The organism is Mesorhizobium sp. B2-1-3 (assembly GCF_006442495.1).
GTDB lineage: Bacteria > Pseudomonadota > Alphaproteobacteria > Rhizobiales > Rhizobiaceae > Mesorhizobium.
In genome coordinates, this window is sequence record NZ_VFWL01000014.1 from 80596 (window position 1) to 98865 (window position 18270).

Consider the following 18270-nt stretch of genomic DNA (forward strand, 5'->3'; position numbering starts at 1 on the left):
GAGGCAAGCCTGCTGGTTCCCCGCAAAGGCAGTGCTTCGGGAGGCTGCGATGGAATATGTCCGGGACTTCAAGCCCGCGCCGCCGACATCGGCCGTCATCGCCTCCAGCGTCTACACAGCCGGGCGCCGCATCGCCGACATCCCGATCGAGGAAGCCGGCACATGGGCCAGGAAAGCGGGACACGTCGTGTGGATCGGGCTGCTTGAACCCGACCGCGAGCTTCTGCTGCGCGTGCAGGCGCAATTTCATCTGCATGAGCTCGCAATCGAGGATGCCGAGCATCCGCACCAGCGGCCGAAGATCGAGCAATATGGTGATGCGCTGTTCATCGTCGCCCGCACCGCGCAGCTGATCGAGGGCCGCGTCACCTTCGGCGAGACGCATCTGTTCGTGGGCAGCGGCTACATCGTCAGCGTCAGGCACGGCCCTTCGACATCCTATGCTGTGGTGCGCCAGCACTGGGAAAGCTGCCCGCATTCACTGGCCAAGGGCGAGGATTTCGTCCTCTATGCCATTCTCGATTTCATCGTCGACAACTACATGCCGGTGCTCGAGCAGATCGAGGATGAGGTCGAGGCGATCGAGGACCGGGTCCTGCTGAAGCCGATGACCGGCCCCGATATCGAACGCCTTTATATGCTGCGTCGCGATCTGTTGCGGCTGCGCAATGCCGCACTGCCGCTGGTGGAGGTCTGCCGCCGGCTGACCAGCGCCGACCTGCCGCAGATCCATTCAGCCATGCACCCGCTGTTTCGCGACGTGACCGACCATATCCGCACCGTCCAGGAAAAGATCGACAGCTTGCGCGAAGTGCTGGCCTTTGCTTTCGAGGCGAGCCTGCTGGTGGGCCAGAGCCAGGAAACGGCGATCTCCAAAAAGCTCGCCTCATGGGCGGCAATCCTGGCCGTGCCGACAGCCTTCGCGGGCATATACGGCATGAATTTCAGCGACATGCCGGAACTGAAGATGGAATACGGCTACCCGATGGTGCTGCTGGCGATCGCGCTGATCTGCAGCTTCCTCTACTGGCGGTTTCGCAAGAATGGATGGCTGTGAGAGTAGGGCAGTAGGCAGTAGGCAGTAGGCAGTAGGCAGTAGGCAGTAGGCAGTAGGCAGTAGGCTAAACGCTCGGGAGCGCAAATTCAAAACATACTGCCCTACTGCCCTACTGCCTTAGTCCCTTATCTATTCCGCCGCCGCTCCGCTGCCGGCTGGAACGCCACGCGGGCATGGTATTTACAATAGGGTCCGGTTTCGGCGGCTTCGTTGCCGCAGAAATTGAAGTCCTCCGACAGCGGATCGCCGTTCGGCCATTTGCAGGTGCGCTCGGTGAGTTCGGTGAGCTGGAGATGCCGCGAGATCGGCACCACCACATTCTCGACCGGCCGGATATAGTGGCGGGCCACCGGCTCGGCATCGAACTGCGCTTGCAGCGCCGTTGCTCCGATCGATGTCGTGACGTGGCGGGTCGCACTCGCGGGGCGCGACACCGATTTCTGCGCGCCCGACCCTTGCGCCGTCTTCTTCTGGCGTGCCGGCGCTGCCGTGGCGCGCCCGCGGCCCGACAATTTCAGCCGGTGCACCTTGCCGATGACGGCATTGCGGCTGACCCCTCCAAGCTGGGCAGCAATCTGGCTTGCGCTCAGACCCTCCGACCACAGTTTTCTCAAGAGTTCGACCCGCTCGTCAGTCCAATTCATGACCGCGCTCCTGCTAAGCGTACGGCAATCGGAATCCATTCCCGGCCCAGCACCACTGCTGGGGCAGACACCACATATATCTGGTGATTAGGTCCGCCGCACGAAATCTAGTTATTTCCCGACTACAACTACCTTATGCGCTGACTCGGTGACAAGAGTCCGAAGTGCAACACGAATCGGTTTTTTCGGTTTTCCCCAACTTGCCAGCTCACTTATGAGCCGGCGTCCCGTCGGGAGGCTTGCCGCGCGCCACTACGCGACGTTTTCGTTGACTTCATGGCTGAAAAACCCGATAAGCCGCAAAGGCCGCCGCTTTGGCGGCTTTTTTGATTTTCCGGTTCCGGAGACGCATATAATGAGCGGTTCGGCGCTTTTCGAGACCTTTGCTCGCGCACCCCTGGCCTTCGATCACGGGGAAGGCACTTGGCTGGTTACCGACAAGGGCGAGCGATATCTCGACTTTGCCGGCGGCATAGCCGTCAATTCGCTGGGCCACGGCCATCCGCATCTGGTCGCGGCGCTCACCGAGCAGGCTGCCAAACTCTGGCACGTCTCCAATCTCTACGAGATCCCGGGGCAGAGCCGGCTCGGCGAGCGGCTGGCCGACGCCACCTTCGCAGACAAGGTGTTCTTCACCAATTCTGGCGCCGAGGCGCTGGAATGCGCGATAAAGACGGCGCGGCGCTACCATTTCGTCAAGGGGCATCCCGAGCGCTTCCGCGTCATCACTTTCGAAGGCGCCTTCCATGGCCGCACGCTGGCGACCATCGCGGCCGGCGGCCAGTACAAATATCTCGAAGGTTTCGGCCCGAAGGTCGAGGGTTTCGACCAGGTCGGCTTCGACGATATCGACGCCGCCGAAAAGGCGATCACGCCGGAGACCGCGGCGATCCTGATCGAACCGGTGCAGGGCGAGGGCGGTATCCGCCCGGTGCCGACACAATCGCTGAAGCGGCTGCGGCAGCTCTGCGACCAGCACGGCCTGCTGTTGATCTACGATGAGGTCCAGTGCGGCATCGGCCGCACCGGCAAGCTGTTCGCGCATGAATGGTCGGGGGTCGCTCCAGACATCATGGCCATCGCCAAAGGCATTGGCGGTGGCTTCCCGATGGGCGCCTGCCTTGCCACCGACGAGGCGGCTGTCGGCATGACCGCGGGCGTCCACGGCACTACGTTCGGCGGCAACCCGCTGGCCATGGCGGTCGGCAATGCCGTGCTCGACGTGGTGCTGGAGGAGGGCTTCCTGGCGGATGTGCAGCGCAAGGCGCTGTTGTTGAAGCAAGGGCTGGCAGGGGTGGCCGACGAATTCCCCGAGGTCATCGAGGACATCAGGGGCACGGGGCTGATGCTGGGCCTCAAATGCGCCATGCCCAACGGCAAGGTGAACATGGCGCTGCGCGACCAGCATCTGCTCGCGGTTCCGGCCGGCGACAACGTCATTCGCCTGCTGCCGCCGCTCACCGTCACGGACAGCGAGATCCATGAAGCGCTGGAGCGCATTCGCGCCGGCGCCAAGGCCCTGTCCGAGGCAATTGCCGCTGAAGCCGCGAAGTAAATTCGAAAGCTCCTGATGTCACTTCGTCATTTCACCGACCTCTCCGCCGTTTCCGAAGGCGACCTGCGCTCCATGCTGACCGACGCAATGGAGCGCAAGGCGCGCCTCAAGGCGGGCGAGCGCTCGAAACCGCTCGAAGGCAAGGTGCTGGCGATGATCTTCGACAAGCCGTCGACGCGCACGCGTGTCTCCTTCGATGTCGGCATGCGTCAGCTTGGCGGCGAGACCATCATGCTGACCGGCACCGAGATGCAGCTCGGCCGCTCCGAGACCATCGCCGACACAGCCAAGGTTCTGTCGCGCTATGTCGACGCCATCATGATCCGCACCACCTCGCATGAGCGGCTGCTGGAACTGACCGAGAATGCGACCATCCCGGTGATCAACGGGCTCACCGACGATACCCATCCTTGCCAGCTGATGGCCGACATCATGACCTTCGAGGAGCATCGCGGTCCGGTCGCCGGCAAGACCATCGCCTGGACCGGCGACGGCAACAACGTGCTGCATTCGCTGCTGGAAGCCTCGGCGCGGTTCCGCTTCAACCTCAACGTCGCGGTGCCCGAAGGCAGCGAGCCGGCGCAGAAGCATGTCGACTGGTCAAAGGCGCATGGCGGCAAGCTCTCCTTTACCCGCTCGCCAGAGGAAGCCGTCGACCAGGCCGACTGCGTCGTCACCGACTGCTGGGTGTCGATGGGCCAGGAGCACCGTGCCCGCGGCCACAATGTGTTTTCGCCCTACCAGGTCAACGCCAAGCTGATGGCCAAGGCAAAGCCCGACGCGCTGTTCATGCACTGCCTACCGGCGCATCGCGGCGAGGAAGTGACCGACGAGGTCATCGACGGTCCACATTCGGTGGTCTTCGACGAGGCCGAGAACCGGCTCCACGCCCAGAAGGCCGTGCTTGCCTGGTGTCTTGGGGCCTGAAGTGGACTTGAAGTGTCTTGGCGCTTGACGTGCCGGGGAACTTGATCTCCGGAGGCGCGATGCCTATCTGCGCGGCATCACGCAAATCAAGCGCGTTTAGACGCATGCTCCCCAAAGGGCGGCATGGCCGCGCCCTGGAGCTTTGTCATGCTGGAAACCCATCAAGTGGCTGAACATCACCCCAAACTCGGCGAATTCGGTTACGCCGGCGATGATCACGTCGTGCCCTTCGAGGTCGGCCCGCTCGATGTGCGCGGCCGCACCGTGCAGCTTGGACCGATGCTCGACGCGATCCTTGGCCGCCATGATTATCCCGAGCCGGTCGCCCGGTTGCTGGCGGAAGCCTGTGTGCTGACGGTGCTGCTAGGCACCTCGCTCAAGTTCGAGGGCAAGTTCATCCTGCAGACCCGCACCGACGGCCCTGTCGACATGCTGGTCGCGGATTTTTCCACGCCCTCGGCGCTGCGCGCCTATGCGCGCTTCGATGCCGACCGGCTGGAGGCGCTGATTGCGGCCGGCGAGACCTCGCAGCAAACGCTGCTCGGCAATGGTGTGCTGGCGCTGACCATCGACCAAGGTGCTCACACGCAGCGCTACCAAGGCATCGTCCAGCTCGACGGCGAGACCCTGGAAGAGGCCGCGCGCACCTATTTCCGCCAGTCGGAGCAGATCCCGACCGATCTCCGGCTTTCCGTCGCCAAGCTTTTGACGCCCGGCCCCGGCGGCGCGCGCGAGCAGTGGCGGGCAGGCGGCATCCTGGCGCAGTTCCTGCCGCAGGCCTCCGAGCGCATGCGCGTTCCTGACCTGCCCGGCGGGGATGGCGATCCGCGCGAGGAGATCCACGATCCCACAGACAATTCCTGGCAGGAATTGCTGGCGCTGCTCGGCACCATCGAGCCGACCGAACTGATCGATCCGACCATCGGCGCAGAGCGGCTGCTCTATCGTCTGTTCCACGAGCATGGCGTGCGCGTCTTCGGCGGCGTTCCCGTCGCCGATCAGTGCTCATGCTCCCGCGACAAGATCCGCGGCATCCTCGAGGGCTTCTCCGCGCAGGAGATCAAGGACAGCACCGAGGACGGTGGGATCCACGTCGCCTGCGAGTTCTGCTCGACGCAATATGACTTCGACCCGGCGGAATTTACGACCCAGTAGGGTTCCACCTTCTCTCCGTTCTACGGGGAGAAGGTGCCCGAAGGGCGGACGAGGGGCGGCGCTGCCCCTCATTGTCCTGCCGGACATTTCTCGCCGTATAGGACGGGGCGACGCTGTCGCCGATTTCGCCTGGTCTAATTCACCGTCCGCCTTGTCCCCGGCAGGTCGAGTGAGAAGGCGGGGATGGCGATGTCGAATGTCTCGCCCCGCTCGTTGCGCATGGTGTAGTGGCCGACCATGATCCCCGACGGGGTCGAGAGCGGACAGCCCGACGTGTATTGATAGCTGTCGCCGGGATTGAGTTCGGGCTGATCGCCGACCACGCCGGCGCCTCGCACTTCCTCGACCCGGCCGGCGCCGTCGGTTATGTGCCAATAGCGCGACAACAGCTGCACGAATTCGTCGGACTGGTTGTCGATCGTTATCTGGTAGCCCCAGACATAGCGGTTTTCCGAAGGATCCGAGCGGTCCTCGAGATAGAACGGCCTGACCTGCACTTCGATGTTGCGCGTGACGGCGCGGTACATGAGCGGCTCCAAAACAAATCCGGTGTGGAACATTCGGCGCTCTTTGCGGTTCGATCAACCGTGCGCGTCCGAGTTGCTGTCCCTGAAGGGCAGGTGCCGACAAACAATGTCATTTGAGTGACACATGACAGTGATGGTGTGCACCAGCAATGCCGGGCGACTCGGGCGCTCTGTCGAACTGTCGAAAACGGCCGCCAAGCGGGCCGGTTTTTCTGGAGTGACCGGATATCGATGGAACTCGCTCTCATAACCGGCTCGCTTTCGATCGCTCTCATCGCCTCAAATCTCGCCAGCATCCTGCTCGCCTGCTCGCGCCTGAAACGGCGCGCCGCCATCGCGCCGCCGGCCGGCAAGCCGCTGCCTGTGTCGATCGTCATCCCGGCGCGCGGCGTCGAGCCGTTTACCCATGAGACGCTTGAGCGCGCTTTCTCGCTCGACTGGCCGCGCTACGAACTGATCTTTTGTGTCGCCCATGCCGACGACCCCGCGGTCAAGCCGATCCGCGCCGCGATCGCCCGCTTTCCAGCCGTGCCGGCCCGCCTGCTCACCGGCGACGACCGCGTCAGCGCCAACCCGAAACTGAACAACTGCGTCAAGGGCTGGGAGGCAGCGCGCCACGACTGGGTCATTCTCGCCGATTCCAACGTGCTGATGCCGAAAGACTACGTCCAGCACCTGATGGCGGCATGGCGGCGGGACACCGGCCTGGTTTGCTCGACGCCGATCGGTTCGCGGCCCGACGGCTTCTGGGCAGAAGTCGAATGCGCTTTCCTCAACACGCTGCAGGCGCGCTGGCAATATGCCGGCGAGGCGCTTGGCCTCGGCTTTGCCCAGGGCAAGAGCATGTTGTGGAACAAGCAGATGCTCGACGCCAATGGTGGCATCCGTGCGCTCGCCGCCGAGATCGCGGAGGATGCCGCGTCGACCAAACTGGTCAACAGGCTCGGCCTGCGCGTCAATCTCGTCGCTTCGCCCTTCGAGCAGCCGCTCGGGCAGCGCATGCCGGGCGAGATCTGGTCGCGCCAGGCCCGCTGGGCGCGCCTGCGCCGCGTCACCTTTCCGCTCTTCTTCGCGCCCGAGATCCTGACCGGCGTGGCGGCTCCGCTCGTGCTGGCGCTGATCGCCGCGGCCAGCGCCGGCGTCAGCCTGCCCATGACAGCGCTTTGCGTGCTGGCGCTCGCCTACCTGCCGGAATGCATGCTCGCCTCGGCAAAGGGCTGGTATCTGTCGCCGCGCATCGTCACCGCGATGATCGCACGCGACCTGATGTTGCCGGCGATCTGGATGCGCGGTTGGCTGGGCGGGGCCGTCGACTGGCGCGGCAACGCCATGACCATCGGCACCAAGGCGGCCGAGCTCGAAGAGACGCCCTCCCGCGCTTGATGTCGGCGGTTCAGCTTGATGTCGAGGAAGGTTATCGTATATACAAAAATTGTTGAACTTGGCTCTATTTTTGTGTATACAATAACCTATGGAGCGCCCCGACGGCGATGCTGTTCGAGTGGGATGAAACAAGGCAAAGACAAACAGGGCCAAGCATGGCGTGGATTTCGCGATCGCTCCGTCCTTCGATTTCGCCAATGCCGTTATCCGGCTCGATGACAGCGAGGATTTTGGCGAGGATCGTCTTGTTGCCATCGGTCTGATCGAGGCTGGCGTTTATGTGATGGTCTATGTCGAGCGAAGCCATGCGATCCGCGTAATTTCGCTACGCAAGGCAACGAGACAGGAGATTACGGACTATGTCGAAAACCTCTAAGACGATCGTGCGCCGCGAGGCTACTCCCCCAAAGCAGTCGCGCGCTGATGCTTTGGGGCTCGCCAGAAAGGCGCTTGGCGCGAGGACCGACGAGGAAGATGCTGCGATCACTGCCGCCGCCGAGGCCGATCCGGATGCGCAGCCGACCGATGCCGCTTCGCGCCGCAAAGTTGGCCGACCGCCGCTTGCGCGACCCAAACGTGCGGTACAGTTGCGCCTCGACGCCGATGTTGTCGACCGTTTCAGGGCCGGTGGTGATGGCTGGCAGACGCGCATGAACGAAGCGTTGCGCAAAGCGGCAGGCCTGTAATCCTCGGTCTGCCACCAGTCCTCATCGGGCCTTCAACGCCTGCGCGATGTCGTCCAGCAAATCGTCGGTATCTTCCAACCCGACCGACAGCCTGAGCGTGCCGGGTCCGATGCCGAGCTCGGCGCGCGCTTCGTCGCTGAGGTTCTTGTGCGTCGTCGTCGCCGGATGGGTGATCAGGCTTTTGGCGTCACCGAGATTGTTCGAGATCAGGACGATGTCGAGCGCGTTCTGCAAGGCGAAGGCACCCTGCTTGCCGCCCTTGACGTCAAAGCAGATCAGGGTGGAACCGCCCGACATCTGCTTCTTCACGACGTCAGCCTGCGGATGGTCGGCGCGCCCGGGATAGATCACGCGGGCGATCTCCGGCTGCTCGGCCAGGAAATCGGCGATCTTGCCGGCGCTCTCCGTCTGCTGGCGCACGCGCAGCGGCAGCGTTTCCAGGCCCTTCAGCAGCGTCCAGGCATTGAACGGTGACAGGCTGGGGCCGGTATGGCGGAAATAATCGTGCAGGTTCTCGTCGATCCACTTCTTGTCCGACAGAATGACGCCGCCGAGACATCGGCCCTGGCCATCGATGTGCTTGGTCGCCGAATAGACCACGATATGCGCGCCGAGCTGCAACGGCTTCTGCTGCAGCGGCGTGGCGAAGACATTGTCCACGACCAGCCGCGCGCCGATCGAATTGGCAAGCGAAGCGACGGCGGCGATGTCCACCACCTCAAGCGTCGGGTTGGTCGGGCTTTCCAGGAAAAACAGCTTGGTGTTGGGCCGAACCGCCTTTTCCCAATTGGCGATGTCGGTGCCGTCGACCAGCGTCGCCTCGATGCCGTAGCGCGGCGCCAGCGTCTCGACCACCCAGCGGCAGGAGCCGAACAGGGCGCGCGCCGCAACGATATGATCGCCGGCCTTGACGCTGCACAGGAGGGCTGCCGTCACCGCCGCCATGCCGGACGCGGTGGCGCGCGCGTCCTCGGCGCCTTCGAGCGCGCACATGCGCTTCTCGAACATGTCGACGGTCGGATTGGCGTAGCGCGAATAGATGAAGCCCGGTTCCTCGCCCTTGAAGCGGGCTTCGGCGGCTTGGGCCGTCTCATAGACATAGCCTTGGGTCAGGTATATCGCCTCGGAAGTCTCGCCGAAGCCGGAACGCAGGGTTCCGCCATGCACGAGTGCGGTCTGAGGCTTCCAGTTGCGCGTCTTGCTCGTCATCGTCCTATCCAAACACAAAAAAACCGGCCGCGAAAAAGTCGCAACCGGTCCATGCGGCCTTGCGGCCCGACGGTCCTTTAGCGACTTGTTTAACGTGGCTGCAAGCCGACCGGCCAAATCACCACGGGATAACGACCCTTTAGACCCGCGCCACGCTTGCGTCAATTGCCGGCTTCATTAAGAGATTTGTACCAGCAGAGCGGAGCCAGACTTTGCGGCAGACAGGAATTCTTCCCGATCAGGACATTGCGGCGCTGTTCCAGTCCGGCGCGCTGAAGTCGTCGCGTGCGCTCGACGCCGACCAGATCCAGCCGGCCAGCCTTGATCTGAGGCTCGGCGACAAGGCGTGGCGGGTGCGCGCGTCCTTCCTGCCGGGTCCCAACCACAAGGTCAGTGAAAAACTCGACCGGCTGAAGCTGCACGAGATCAGCCTGGCCGACGGCGCCGTTCTGGAAACCGGCTGCGTCTACATCGTGCCCCTGCTCGAAAGCCTGGCGCTGCCGGCGGAAATTTCGGCGTCCGCCAATCCCAAGAGCTCGACCGGGCGGCTCGATATCTTCACCCGCGTGATGACCGATCGCGGCCACGAGTTCGACAAGATCGCCGCCGGCTATCATGGTCCGCTCTATCTCGAAGTCAGCCCACGCACCTTCCCGATCGTCGTGCGCGCCGGCTCGCGCCTTTCGCAGATACGCTTCCGCACCGGCAATGCGCTGCTCTCGGAAGCAGAGTTGCATCAATTGCACCGGGCCGAAATGCTGGTCGCCACCGAACCGCCGAACATCTCCGGCGGCGGCATCGCATTGTCGATCGATCTCAACGGCGACAGTGACGGGCTGGTCGGCTATCGCGGCAAACACCATACCGGCCTCGTCGATGTCGACAAACGCGCGGCGCAGGAGATCGTCGACTTCTGGGAGCCGATCCACAAGAGCGGCGCCGGCGAGCTGGTGCTCGATCCGGACGAGTTCTACATCCTCGTCAGCCAGGAAGCGGTGCATGTGCCGCCGCTCTACGCGGCCGAAATGACGCCCTTCGATCCGCTGGTGGGCGAGTTCCGTGTCCACTATGCCGGCTTCTTCGATCCGGGTTTCGGCCATTCGGCGGCCGGCGGCACCGGCAGCCGCGCCGTGCTCGAAGTGCGCAGCCATGAGGTGCCGTTCATCCTCGATCATGGCCAGATCGTCGGCCGGCTGGTCTACGAGCATATGCTGAAGCGGCCGCAGGCGCTTTACGGCACCGAGCTCGGCTCGAACTACCAGGCGCAGGGCCTGAAGCTGTCCAAGCACTTTCGCGCCGCGCCCTGAACGCTCATCACCGTCAGGCAAGATACTTGCCTGCGCCGGCTCGCCATGCTTGGCTGCCTCGCCGGCCGCCGACGTGGCGGCGCTCAAGGGGAATGAAAATGCAGATTTCGAAATGGATAATATCGGCGGCGGCCGCCGCCATGCTGACGCTTGGTGCCGGCGCCCTGTCGGCGCATGCGGCGGAGAAAATCAAGATCGGCACCGAGGGAGCCTATCCGCCGTTCAACACCATCACGCCCGACGGCAAGGTCGAGGGCTTCGACATCGACATCGCCAACGCCTTGTGCGCGCAGATGAAGGTCGAATGCGAGATCGTCACCCAGGACTGGGACGGCATTATCCCGGCGCTGCAGGCCAAGAAGTTCGACGCCATCATCGCTTCGATGAGCATCACCGAGGAGCGCAAGAAGCAGGTCGCGTTCACCCACAAATATTATACGACGCCGCTGTCGCTCGTCGCCCTGAAGGACAGCGACATCGCCTCGACCGAACCGGCGGCACTCACCGGCAAGACGGTCGGCGCCCAGGCGGCGACCACGCAGGCCAATTACGCCCAGGACGTCTATGGCAAGGCCGGCGCCGAAGCGAAGCTCTATCCGACCCAGGAAGAGGCAATCACCGATCTCCAGAACGGCCGCCTCGACGCCGTCCTTTCCGACAAGTTCGTGCTGATGGACTGGATGAAGAAGGCGAGCGACGGTTGCTGCAAGATGGTCGGTGACGTCAAGGGCACCGAGACCGAAGCCGGCATTGCCGTGCGTCTCGAGGATACGGCGCTGCGCGACAAGCTCAACGCAGCCATTGACGCCATCGTCGCCGACGGCACCTACAAGAAGATCCAGGACAAGTATTTCGACTTCGATATTTATTGAGATGGAAGCTGCCGATCTCCTCCCACCAGGGAGGAGATCACGCTCATCTCACAGCGCCTTCACCGCCACCTTCACCGGCTGTTCGATTTCGAGCGGATTGCGCAGCGGCAGGCCGAAATCGCCGGCCTCGATCTCGAACACGTCGCCGGCCTCGGTCTTGATGCCGTCGGCGAAGGACAGGGTCGCGGTGCCGAACATGTGCACATGCACGTCGCCCGGCTGGCGGAAAGCCGAATATTTGAAATGGTGGTGTTCGAGATTGGCGATGGTGTGCGACATGTTCGCTTCGCCCGACAGGAACGGCTTTTCCCACATCAACTTGCTGTCGCGCCAGATGCGTGAGGAGCCCCTGATGTCGGCGGGCAGGTCGCCGACCAGGATCTCCGGTCCGAAGGAAGCGTTGCGCAGCTTGGAATGGGCGAGAAAGAGGTAGTTCACGCGTTCGGTCACATGATCGGAAAATTCGTTGGACAGCGTGAAGCCGACCCGGAACGGCGCGCCGTCGTCGCCGATGACATAGATGCCGGCAACCTCGGGCTCCTCGCCGGCATCCTTGGCGAAGGCCGGCGACAGGAGCGCGGCACCCGGCGCCACGGCCATCGTGCCATTGCCCTTGTAGAACCATTCCGGCTGCACCCCGATCTGGCCTTTCGCGGGTTTGCCGCCTTCCAGCCCCATGCGGAACATCTTCATGGAATCGGTGAGCTGCTCCTCGCCGTCGGTGCTGAGCTTCTTGTGCATGGAATCGCGCGTCGCCGCCGAGCCGAGATGCGTTAGCCCCGTGCCGGTCAGATGCAGATGCGCCGGATCGGGATGATTGATCGGCGACAGCAGCCGCCCCTTCTTGTAGGCGGCGTCGAGATCGACGGTCTCGCCAAGTCCCTTGCGTTCGATCAGCGCGGCAAGGCCCACGCCGGTACGAGCGGCTTCCATCGCCAGCGAATAGACGCTGCGCGCGCCGTTGATGATCCGGGTCTTGCCGCCCGTGCGTGCAACGACACGGATTGTCTCGGCGTCGTCGAGAATCTGCGAGATCAGCATGATCAGTCCTCTCTCATATCTTGGCATGGCTGCCTTCTGGCAAACCCTGACCTGCGCGGCTCGGACTGGCCGTGCCACGGGTTGAACTCGTCGTCCGGATTGCGCTCGCGAGCTCGGTCCTGAAGGACTTTTTCAAGCCGGCGAATTGCCGGCAGCGCCGCGACCGTATGCCTCCTGCTTGCCTCGCCTGAAGCCTGTTCAGGCCTTGTTCTTGTTGTAGACGTCGAAGATCACGGCGCCGAGCAGCACCAGGCCCTTGACCACTTGCTGCCAGTCGACATTGACGCCCATGATCGACATGCCGTTGTTCATCACGCCCATGATGAAGCCGCCGACCACCGCGCCGATGACCTGACCGACGCCGCCCATCGCCGAGGCGCCGCCGATGAACACCGCGGCGATGACGTCGAGCTCGCTGCCGAGGCCTGCCGCCGGCACGGCCTGGCCAAGGCGTGCCGCGATGATCAGGCCGCCAAGCGCCGACAGCACGCCCATATTGACGAACACGTAAAGCGTCAGGCGCTCGGTCTTGATGCCCGACAGCTGCGCGGCCTTGGCATTGCCGCCCATCGCATAGATGCGGCGGCCGATCGTCATGCGCTTGGTGACGAAGACGAACAGCGAGATCAGCAGGCCCATGACGAGCAGCACCACCGGCAGGCCCCGATAGCTGGCGAACTGGTAGACCAGGAACAGCGCCAGCGCGCTGCCGACCAGCGTCTTGATGACGAACAGGGTAAAGGGCTCGGCCTCATAGCCGTGGCGTTCGCGTTTGCGTCGCGTCCGCAGCCCGAAATAGGCATAGGCCAGCACGGCGATCAGGCCCAGCACGATCGTCGTCATGTGCAGCGTCAGGCCGCTGCCCATAATCGTCTTGCCGGCTGCATTCACCGTTGGCGGGATCAGCGTCAGCGGTCCGATGACATCTGGAATGAAGCCGGAGCTGAGTGCCTTGAACTCGGGCGGCAGCGGCCCGACCGAAGATCCGCCGCCGAGCAGCGCCTGGCAGATGCCGCGGAAGATCAGCATGCCGGCCAGCGTCACGATGAAGCTCGGTATTCGATGGTAGGCGATCCAGTAGCCTTGCGCCGCGCCGATGAGGCCGCCCACGATCAGGCAGACGATGGAGACCACCAGCGGGTTGCTGAATATGCCGAGAGGCCAGATCACCATCATCATCGCCGCCAGCGCGCCGATGAAGCCGGCCACGGACCCCACGCTGAGGTCGATATGGCCCGATACGATGACCAGCAGCATGCCGAGCGCCATCACGATGATGAAGGAGTTCTGCTGCACCAGATTGCTCAGGTTCACCGGCTTGAACAGCGTTCCCGAGGTGGTGAACTGGAAGAACACCATGATGGCGATCAGCGCCAGGATCAGGCCGTATTCGCGCAGGTTCGTCGCCAGCGCCGATACGGCGATGCGTGGACGCTGCCCTACATCTTCGGCGACGTTGCTTTGCGGGGCGGGGGCGCTTTCCGTGCTCATGCTGCTTTTCCTTCTCCCCGAACGATGGCGCGCATTATTCTTTCTTGGCTTGCGTCCGCCGCGGGCATTTCGCCGACGATGCGGCCTTCGTTCATGACATAGATGCGGTCGGTGATGCCGAGCAGTTCTGGCATTTCCGACGAGATGACCACGATCGCCTTACCTTCGGCCGCAAGGCGCGCGATGATCGTATAGATTTCATATTTGGCGCCGACATCGATGCCGCGCGTCGGCTCGTCCAGGATCAGCACTTCCGGGTCGGCGAACAGCCATTTCGACAGCACCACCTTCTGCTGGTTGCCGCCGGAAAGATTGCCGGTCATCTGATAGACGCTGGAGGCGCGGATGTTGGTCTGCTTGCGATAGTCGTTGGCGACGGCAAGCTCGCGCAAATCGTCGATCACGCTGTGGCGCGACACGCCGCCGAGATTGGCCAGCGTAATGTTGTGCTTGATATGGTCGATGAGATTGAGGCCGTAGGTCTTGCGATCCTCGGTCACATAGGCAATGCCGTGTTCGACCGCCCTGCTCACAGAGGAGACGTCGATCGGCTTGCCCTTGAGCAGCACCTCGCCGGTGATGCGGCGCCCATAGGAGCGGCCGAACAGGCTCATGGCGAATTCGGTTCGCCCGGCGCCCATCAGCCCGGCAATGCCGACCACCTCGCCCTTGCGCACATTGATGTCGATGCCCTTGATCACCTGCCGCTCGGCATGGAGCGGGTGATAGACCGACCAGTTCTTCACCTCGAACACGACCTCGCCGATATCGGGCTCGCGCGGCGGATAGCGGTCGTCGAGCGAACGGCCGACCATCGAGGTGATGATGCGGTCTTCCGAGATGTCCTTCCTGGACAGCGTCTCGATGGTTCGTCCGTCGCGGATGACGGTCACCTTGTCGGCGACCCGGTTCACCTCGTTGAGCTTGTGCGAGATCAGGATCGAGGTCATGCCTTGTCGCTTGAATTCGAGCAGAAGGTCGAGCAGCGCCTGGCTGTCCTTTTCGCTGAGCGACGCCGTCGGCTCGTCGAGGATCAGGAGCTTGACCTCCTTGCTCAGCGCCTTGGCGATTTCGACCAGCTGCTGCTTGCCGACACCGATATTGGTGATCAGCGTCTTGGGGTCCTCCTTGAGGCCCACCTTCTTCAGCAGGGCGCTGGTGCGCGCCTCGTTGGCATTCCAGTCGATGACGCCGTATCGGGCGTGTTCGTTGCCGAGGAAGATGTTTTCGGCGATCGACAGCATCGGCACCAGCGCAAGCTCCTGGTGGATGATGACGATGCCCTTGCGTTCGCTGTCATGAATGCCTTTGAACTGGCATTCCTGGCCCTGAAAGATGATCTGGCCGTCATAGGTGCCGGAGGGATAGACGCCCGACAGCACCTTCATGAGCGTCGATTTGCCGGCGCCGTTCTCGCCGACCACGGCGTGGATCTCGCCTTCCTCGACCCGAAGGTTGACGTTCGACAGCGCCTTGACGCCGGGAAACGTCTTGGTGATGTCCTGCATCTCCAAAATCGTCGAGGCCATGGGTAAAGTGCTCCTGCGAGACCCGCAACAATACCGGGGTCGCTGGTGAACGAAAAGGGGCCCTGCGTTGCGCAGGACCCCTGGCTATACAACCGAATTTACTTCAGTTCGTCGGCCTTGATGTAGCCGGAGTCGACGACCAGGGCCTGGTAGTTCGACTTGTCGACCTCATGCGGCGTCAGCAGGATCGAGGGAACGACCTTGACGTCGTTGTTGTAGGTCTTGGTGTCGAGGCCTTCCGGCTTGCCGCCCGAGAGCACCTTGTCGACGAGCTCGACGGTGGCCTTGGCCAGTTCGCGGGTGTCCTTGAACACGGTCGAGTACTGCTCGCCCGAGATGATCAGCTTGACCGAGGCGGTCTCGGCGTCCTGGCCGGTCACGATCGGCCACGGCTGGGCCTCCGTGCCGTAACCGACAGCGCGCAGCGAGGCGGTGATGCCGCGCGACAGGCCATCATAGGGCGACAGAACGCCATCGACGCGGCTGCCGTCCGAATAGTTGGCTGACAGCAGATTGTCCATGCGCGCCTGGGCGGTGGCGGCGAGCCAGCGCAGCGTGCCGACCTTGTCCATGCCGGTCTGGCCGGACTTGATCTTGATCGAACCGTCATCGATCAGCGGCTGCAGGACGGAAATCGCGCCGTTGTAGAAGAAGAAGGCGTTGTTGTCGTCGGGTGAGCCGCCGAACAGTTCGACGTTCCACGGCTTGGTATTCGGGAAGCGCTCCTTGAGGCCCTTGACCAGCGAATTCGCCTGGATCACGCCGACGCCGAAATTGTCGAACGTGGTGTAGTAGTCGACATTGGGCGTCTTCTTGATCAGGCGGTCATAGGCGACGACGACGACGCCGGCATCAGCGGCCTTCTGCAGCGCATCCGACAGGGTGGTGCCGTCGATCGAGGCGATGATCAGCGCCTTCGGACCCTTGGTGATTTCGTTTTCCAGCTGGCTGAGCTGGTTGGGGATGTCGTCCTGCGCATATTGCAGGTCGACCGTATAGCCCAAAGCCTCGAGCTGGGACTTGACGGCATCGCCGTCGTTGATCCAGCGCTGCGAGGTCTTGGTGGGCATCAGCACGCCGACGAGACCCTTGTCGGCGGCGTGCGCCGAATAGGTCATGGCAGCGATGCCAAGGGCCGCGACGGCGGCCAGCGTCTTGATGATCTTCACAATTACTCTCCCTGGTTGATGGACGCGACACCTCGGGGCTTCGCGGGCCGCGCAGGCGAGCAGGAGCGCAAGCGCCGCTGTCGTCTATCGATCTCCGGTATCCTCCCAATCGGCCCTGGGACTGATTCAATCGACACGATTTTCCTCGTCATCGACTGGCACGCCCCAGGACGCGCGAAGGGTGTGTCCCTTTGCCATAACTGTCAAATGCGATCTTTGATGATTGCTATACCGAAACTGGTATACGTTGACGCTGAACTCAGGGCATTGGGAGCGAAGGGAAATCCATGGCAACGTTGCGCAATCCTGGCGGGATTTCAGAAGGTTACGAGGTGCTCCCCGGTGACGGCGAGACCCTGCTGCGCAGCGGCCTCAGCCTGCGCCATATGCGCATGATCGTTGCACTGGACGATCACGGCCGGGTCAGTTCCGCCGCCCAGGTCATGAATATCTCACAGCCGGCGGCCTCGCGCATGATCGCCGAGATGGAAGCCGTGCTGGACGTTACGCTCTGCGAAAGGCTGCCGCGCGGCGTCACCTTGACGCCCTATGGCAAGGCGCTCGCCAGGCGCGCGCGCTCCATCCTTTTGGAGATGCGCGAGGTCGATCGCGAGATCTCCGAACTCAAGGCGGGCAAGGGCGGCTCGGTGTTCCTTGGTGCGGTGACGGCGCCCGCGATCGAGCTGGCGGTGCCGGCGATCCGGGAAATCCGCCGCATCTACCCGCGCATCGAGATCACCATGCAGGTCGAGACCTCCAATGTGCTGGCGCGCGAGTTGATCGCATCGCGCCATGATTTCATCATCGCGCGCATCCCCGACGATCTCAACCCGCGGCTGTTCGAGTCCCGTGTCATCGGCGTCGAGAAAGCCTGCCTGATCGTGCGCCGGGGCCATCCGCTGACCGAGGGCAAGGCGGTGCGGTTGGAGGAGACCGCGGCCTATGACTGGGTTTTCCAGTCCGGCGGCTCGCCGCTGCGCCAGGCCATGGAGAGCAATTTCCTGAACCGCAACATCGCGCTGCCGGACCGGATCCTCAACACCAGTTCGCTGCTCCTCACCCTGGTCATGGTCGCGCACTCCGACGCCATCGCGCCGGTCTCGATCCAGGTGGCGAAATTCATCCAGAATCCCGAAGGGCTGGCCGGCGCCATCGATGTCGTCCAGACCGAATTCGACATCGAGGTCCGGCCCTACAGCCTGATTACGGTGAAGAACCGCGCCCTGTCGCCGGCGGCAAAGATGCTGCATGACTTCATCCTGCGCGAAGTGGGATGACCGGAACAAAAACCAGGTAAGTGCGTTCAAAGGCCAATCGGCGTTCGCGCCGGAGCTCGTTTTGAGCCGGGGAACGATACGCCGATGATAAACAACTCGGGAGATTTTGATGGAACGTCGGTTGTTTCTTACTGGAATGCTTGGCGTCGCGGGGGCCGTTGCTTTTGCAGGCCTGGCCAGGCCCGGCACAGCAGTTGCCGGGGTCCCGAACGGCAACGGAATCCTTGACGAGCTCGACAAGGACGACCTCGACAGGGCTGATGCGGCCGTCTTCGAAGGAGACGATCAAGCCGAGGTGGAGCAGATCTCGCATCGCCGGTGGCATCGCCGGCACCGTCGTCATGGGCGCCGCCGCGCCTGGCGCAGGGTCTGCCGCAGCTATTGGCGCCGCGGCCGCCGCCATATCCGCTGCTGGCGCAGGCGCGTCTGGGTCAGTGTTTG

The 18270-nt window shown here is 63.2% G+C and carries 18 protein-coding genes and 1 riboswitch; of the genes, 10 read left to right on the forward strand and 8 right to left on the reverse strand.

The window, feature by feature from the left end; genetic code table 11:
• The first annotated feature begins 49 nt into the window (after positions 1-49).
• Positions 50-1057: a magnesium and cobalt transport protein CorA gene (locus tag FJ973_RS21710; protein WP_140496643.1), complete on the forward strand. Its 1008-nt coding sequence runs from the start codon at positions 50-52 to the stop codon at positions 1055-1057.
• A gap of 125 nt (positions 1058-1182) precedes the next feature.
• On the opposite strand, the gene FJ973_RS21715 is transcribed toward FJ973_RS21710, so the two are convergent.
• Positions 1183-1701 carry a GcrA family cell cycle regulator gene (locus FJ973_RS21715; protein WP_140496642.1) on the reverse strand — a complete coding sequence of 173 codons (519 nt, stop codon included), beginning with the start codon at positions 1699-1701 and terminating at the stop codon, positions 1183-1185.
• 355 nt (positions 1702-2056) lie between these two features.
• Between FJ973_RS21715 and FJ973_RS21720 the strand changes: the two genes are divergently transcribed.
• The 3 genes from FJ973_RS21720 (at position 2057) to FJ973_RS21730 (ending at position 5338) form a co-directional block, all read left to right on the forward strand.
• On the forward strand, positions 2057-3256 hold the full coding sequence (locus FJ973_RS21720) for an aspartate aminotransferase family protein (RefSeq protein WP_140523959.1): 1200 nt from the start codon (positions 2057-2059) through the stop codon (positions 3254-3256).
• 15 nt (positions 3257-3271) lie between these two features.
• Positions 3272-4183, forward strand: coding sequence for an ornithine carbamoyltransferase (argF, locus tag FJ973_RS21725; RefSeq protein WP_140557633.1), 912 nt, complete (start codon positions 3272-3274; stop codon positions 4181-4183).
• 123 nt (positions 4184-4306) lie between these two features.
• Positions 4307-5338 carry an Hsp33 family molecular chaperone gene (locus tag FJ973_RS21730; RefSeq protein ID WP_140513251.1) on the forward strand — a complete coding sequence of 344 codons (1032 nt, stop codon included), beginning with the start codon at positions 4307-4309 and terminating at the stop codon, positions 5336-5338.
• A 134-nt stretch (positions 5339-5472) separates the two neighbouring features.
• Here FJ973_RS21730 and apaG read toward each other — a convergent pair whose 3' ends face one another.
• Positions 5473-5865, reverse strand: a complete 393-nt coding sequence (gene apaG / locus FJ973_RS21735; protein WP_140496634.1) for a Co2+/Mg2+ efflux protein ApaG — start codon at positions 5863-5865, stop codon at positions 5473-5475.
• Between the two features lie 231 nt (positions 5866-6096).
• Here apaG and FJ973_RS21740 point away from each other — a divergent pair, with 231 nt between their 5' ends.
• The 3 genes from FJ973_RS21740 (at position 6097) to FJ973_RS21750 (ending at position 7934) form a co-directional block, all read left to right on the forward strand.
• Positions 6097-7248: a ceramide glucosyltransferase gene (locus tag FJ973_RS21740; protein WP_140557635.1), complete on the forward strand. Its 1152-nt coding sequence runs from the start codon at positions 6097-6099 to the stop codon at positions 7246-7248.
• A 160-nt stretch (positions 7249-7408) separates the two neighbouring features.
• On the forward strand, positions 7409-7624 hold the full coding sequence (locus tag FJ973_RS21745; RefSeq protein WP_140496630.1) for a BrnT family toxin: 216 nt from the start codon (positions 7409-7411) through the stop codon (positions 7622-7624).
• Positions 7608-7934, forward strand: a complete 327-nt coding sequence (locus tag FJ973_RS21750; protein WP_140496628.1) for a BrnA antitoxin family protein — start codon at positions 7608-7610, stop codon at positions 7932-7934. The genes FJ973_RS21745 and FJ973_RS21750 overlap by 17 nt, the downstream gene beginning before the upstream one ends.
• 21 nt (positions 7935-7955) lie before the next feature.
• On the opposite strand, the gene FJ973_RS21755 is transcribed toward FJ973_RS21750, so the two are convergent.
• Positions 7956-9143, reverse strand: coding sequence for an O-succinylhomoserine sulfhydrylase (locus FJ973_RS21755; RefSeq protein WP_140513257.1), 1188 nt, complete (start codon positions 9141-9143; stop codon positions 7956-7958).
• 57 nt (positions 9144-9200) lie between these two features.
• Positions 9201-9278: riboswitch (SAM riboswitch) on the reverse strand.
• Positions 9279-9355: 77 nt separating this feature from the next.
• Between FJ973_RS21755 and FJ973_RS21760 the strand changes: the two genes are divergently transcribed.
• The gene (locus tag FJ973_RS21760) at positions 9356-10450 is read left to right on the forward strand and encodes a 2'-deoxycytidine 5'-triphosphate deaminase (protein ID WP_140496624.1); all 1095 of its coding nucleotides are present in this window, start codon (positions 9356-9358) and stop codon (positions 10448-10450) included.
• A 98-nt stretch (positions 10451-10548) separates the two neighbouring features.
• The gene (locus FJ973_RS21765) at positions 10549-11322 is read left to right on the forward strand and encodes an ABC transporter substrate-binding protein (protein ID WP_140496622.1); all 774 of its coding nucleotides are present in this window, start codon (positions 10549-10551) and stop codon (positions 11320-11322) included.
• A gap of 48 nt (positions 11323-11370) precedes the next feature.
• Here FJ973_RS21765 and araD1 read toward each other — a convergent pair whose 3' ends face one another.
• The 4 genes from araD1 to chvE form a co-directional block, all read right to left on the reverse strand.
• On the reverse strand, positions 11371-12363 hold the full coding sequence (gene araD1 / locus FJ973_RS21770) for an AraD1 family protein (protein WP_140496620.1): 993 nt from the start codon (positions 12361-12363) through the stop codon (positions 11371-11373).
• Between the two features lie 198 nt (positions 12364-12561).
• On the reverse strand, positions 12562-13854 hold the full coding sequence (gene mmsB, locus FJ973_RS21775; RefSeq protein WP_140496616.1) for a multiple monosaccharide ABC transporter permease: 1293 nt from the start codon (positions 13852-13854) through the stop codon (positions 12562-12564).
• Complete coding sequence (mmsA, locus tag FJ973_RS21780; RefSeq protein WP_140496613.1) at positions 13851-15383, reverse strand: multiple monosaccharide ABC transporter ATP-binding protein; 1533 nt, start codon at positions 15381-15383, stop codon at positions 13851-13853. The genes mmsB and mmsA overlap by 4 nt, the downstream gene beginning before the upstream one ends.
• Positions 15384-15481: 98 nt before the next feature.
• On the reverse strand, positions 15482-16552 hold the full coding sequence (gene chvE / locus FJ973_RS21785) for a multiple monosaccharide ABC transporter substrate-binding protein (protein ID WP_140496611.1): 1071 nt from the start codon (positions 16550-16552) through the stop codon (positions 15482-15484).
• Between the two features lie 287 nt (positions 16553-16839).
• Between chvE and FJ973_RS21790 the strand changes: the two genes are divergently transcribed.
• Positions 16840-17829, forward strand: a complete 990-nt coding sequence (locus FJ973_RS21790) for a LysR family transcriptional regulator (protein WP_140496609.1) — start codon at positions 16840-16842, stop codon at positions 17827-17829.
• Here FJ973_RS21790 and FJ973_RS31000 read toward each other — a convergent pair.
• Positions 17807-18172, reverse strand: a complete 366-nt coding sequence (locus tag FJ973_RS31000; protein WP_181170935.1) for a hypothetical protein — start codon at positions 18170-18172, stop codon at positions 17807-17809. The two genes, FJ973_RS21790 and FJ973_RS31000, sit on opposite strands and share 23 nt — an antisense overlap.
• Between the last annotated feature and the right edge of the window lie 98 nt (positions 18173-18270).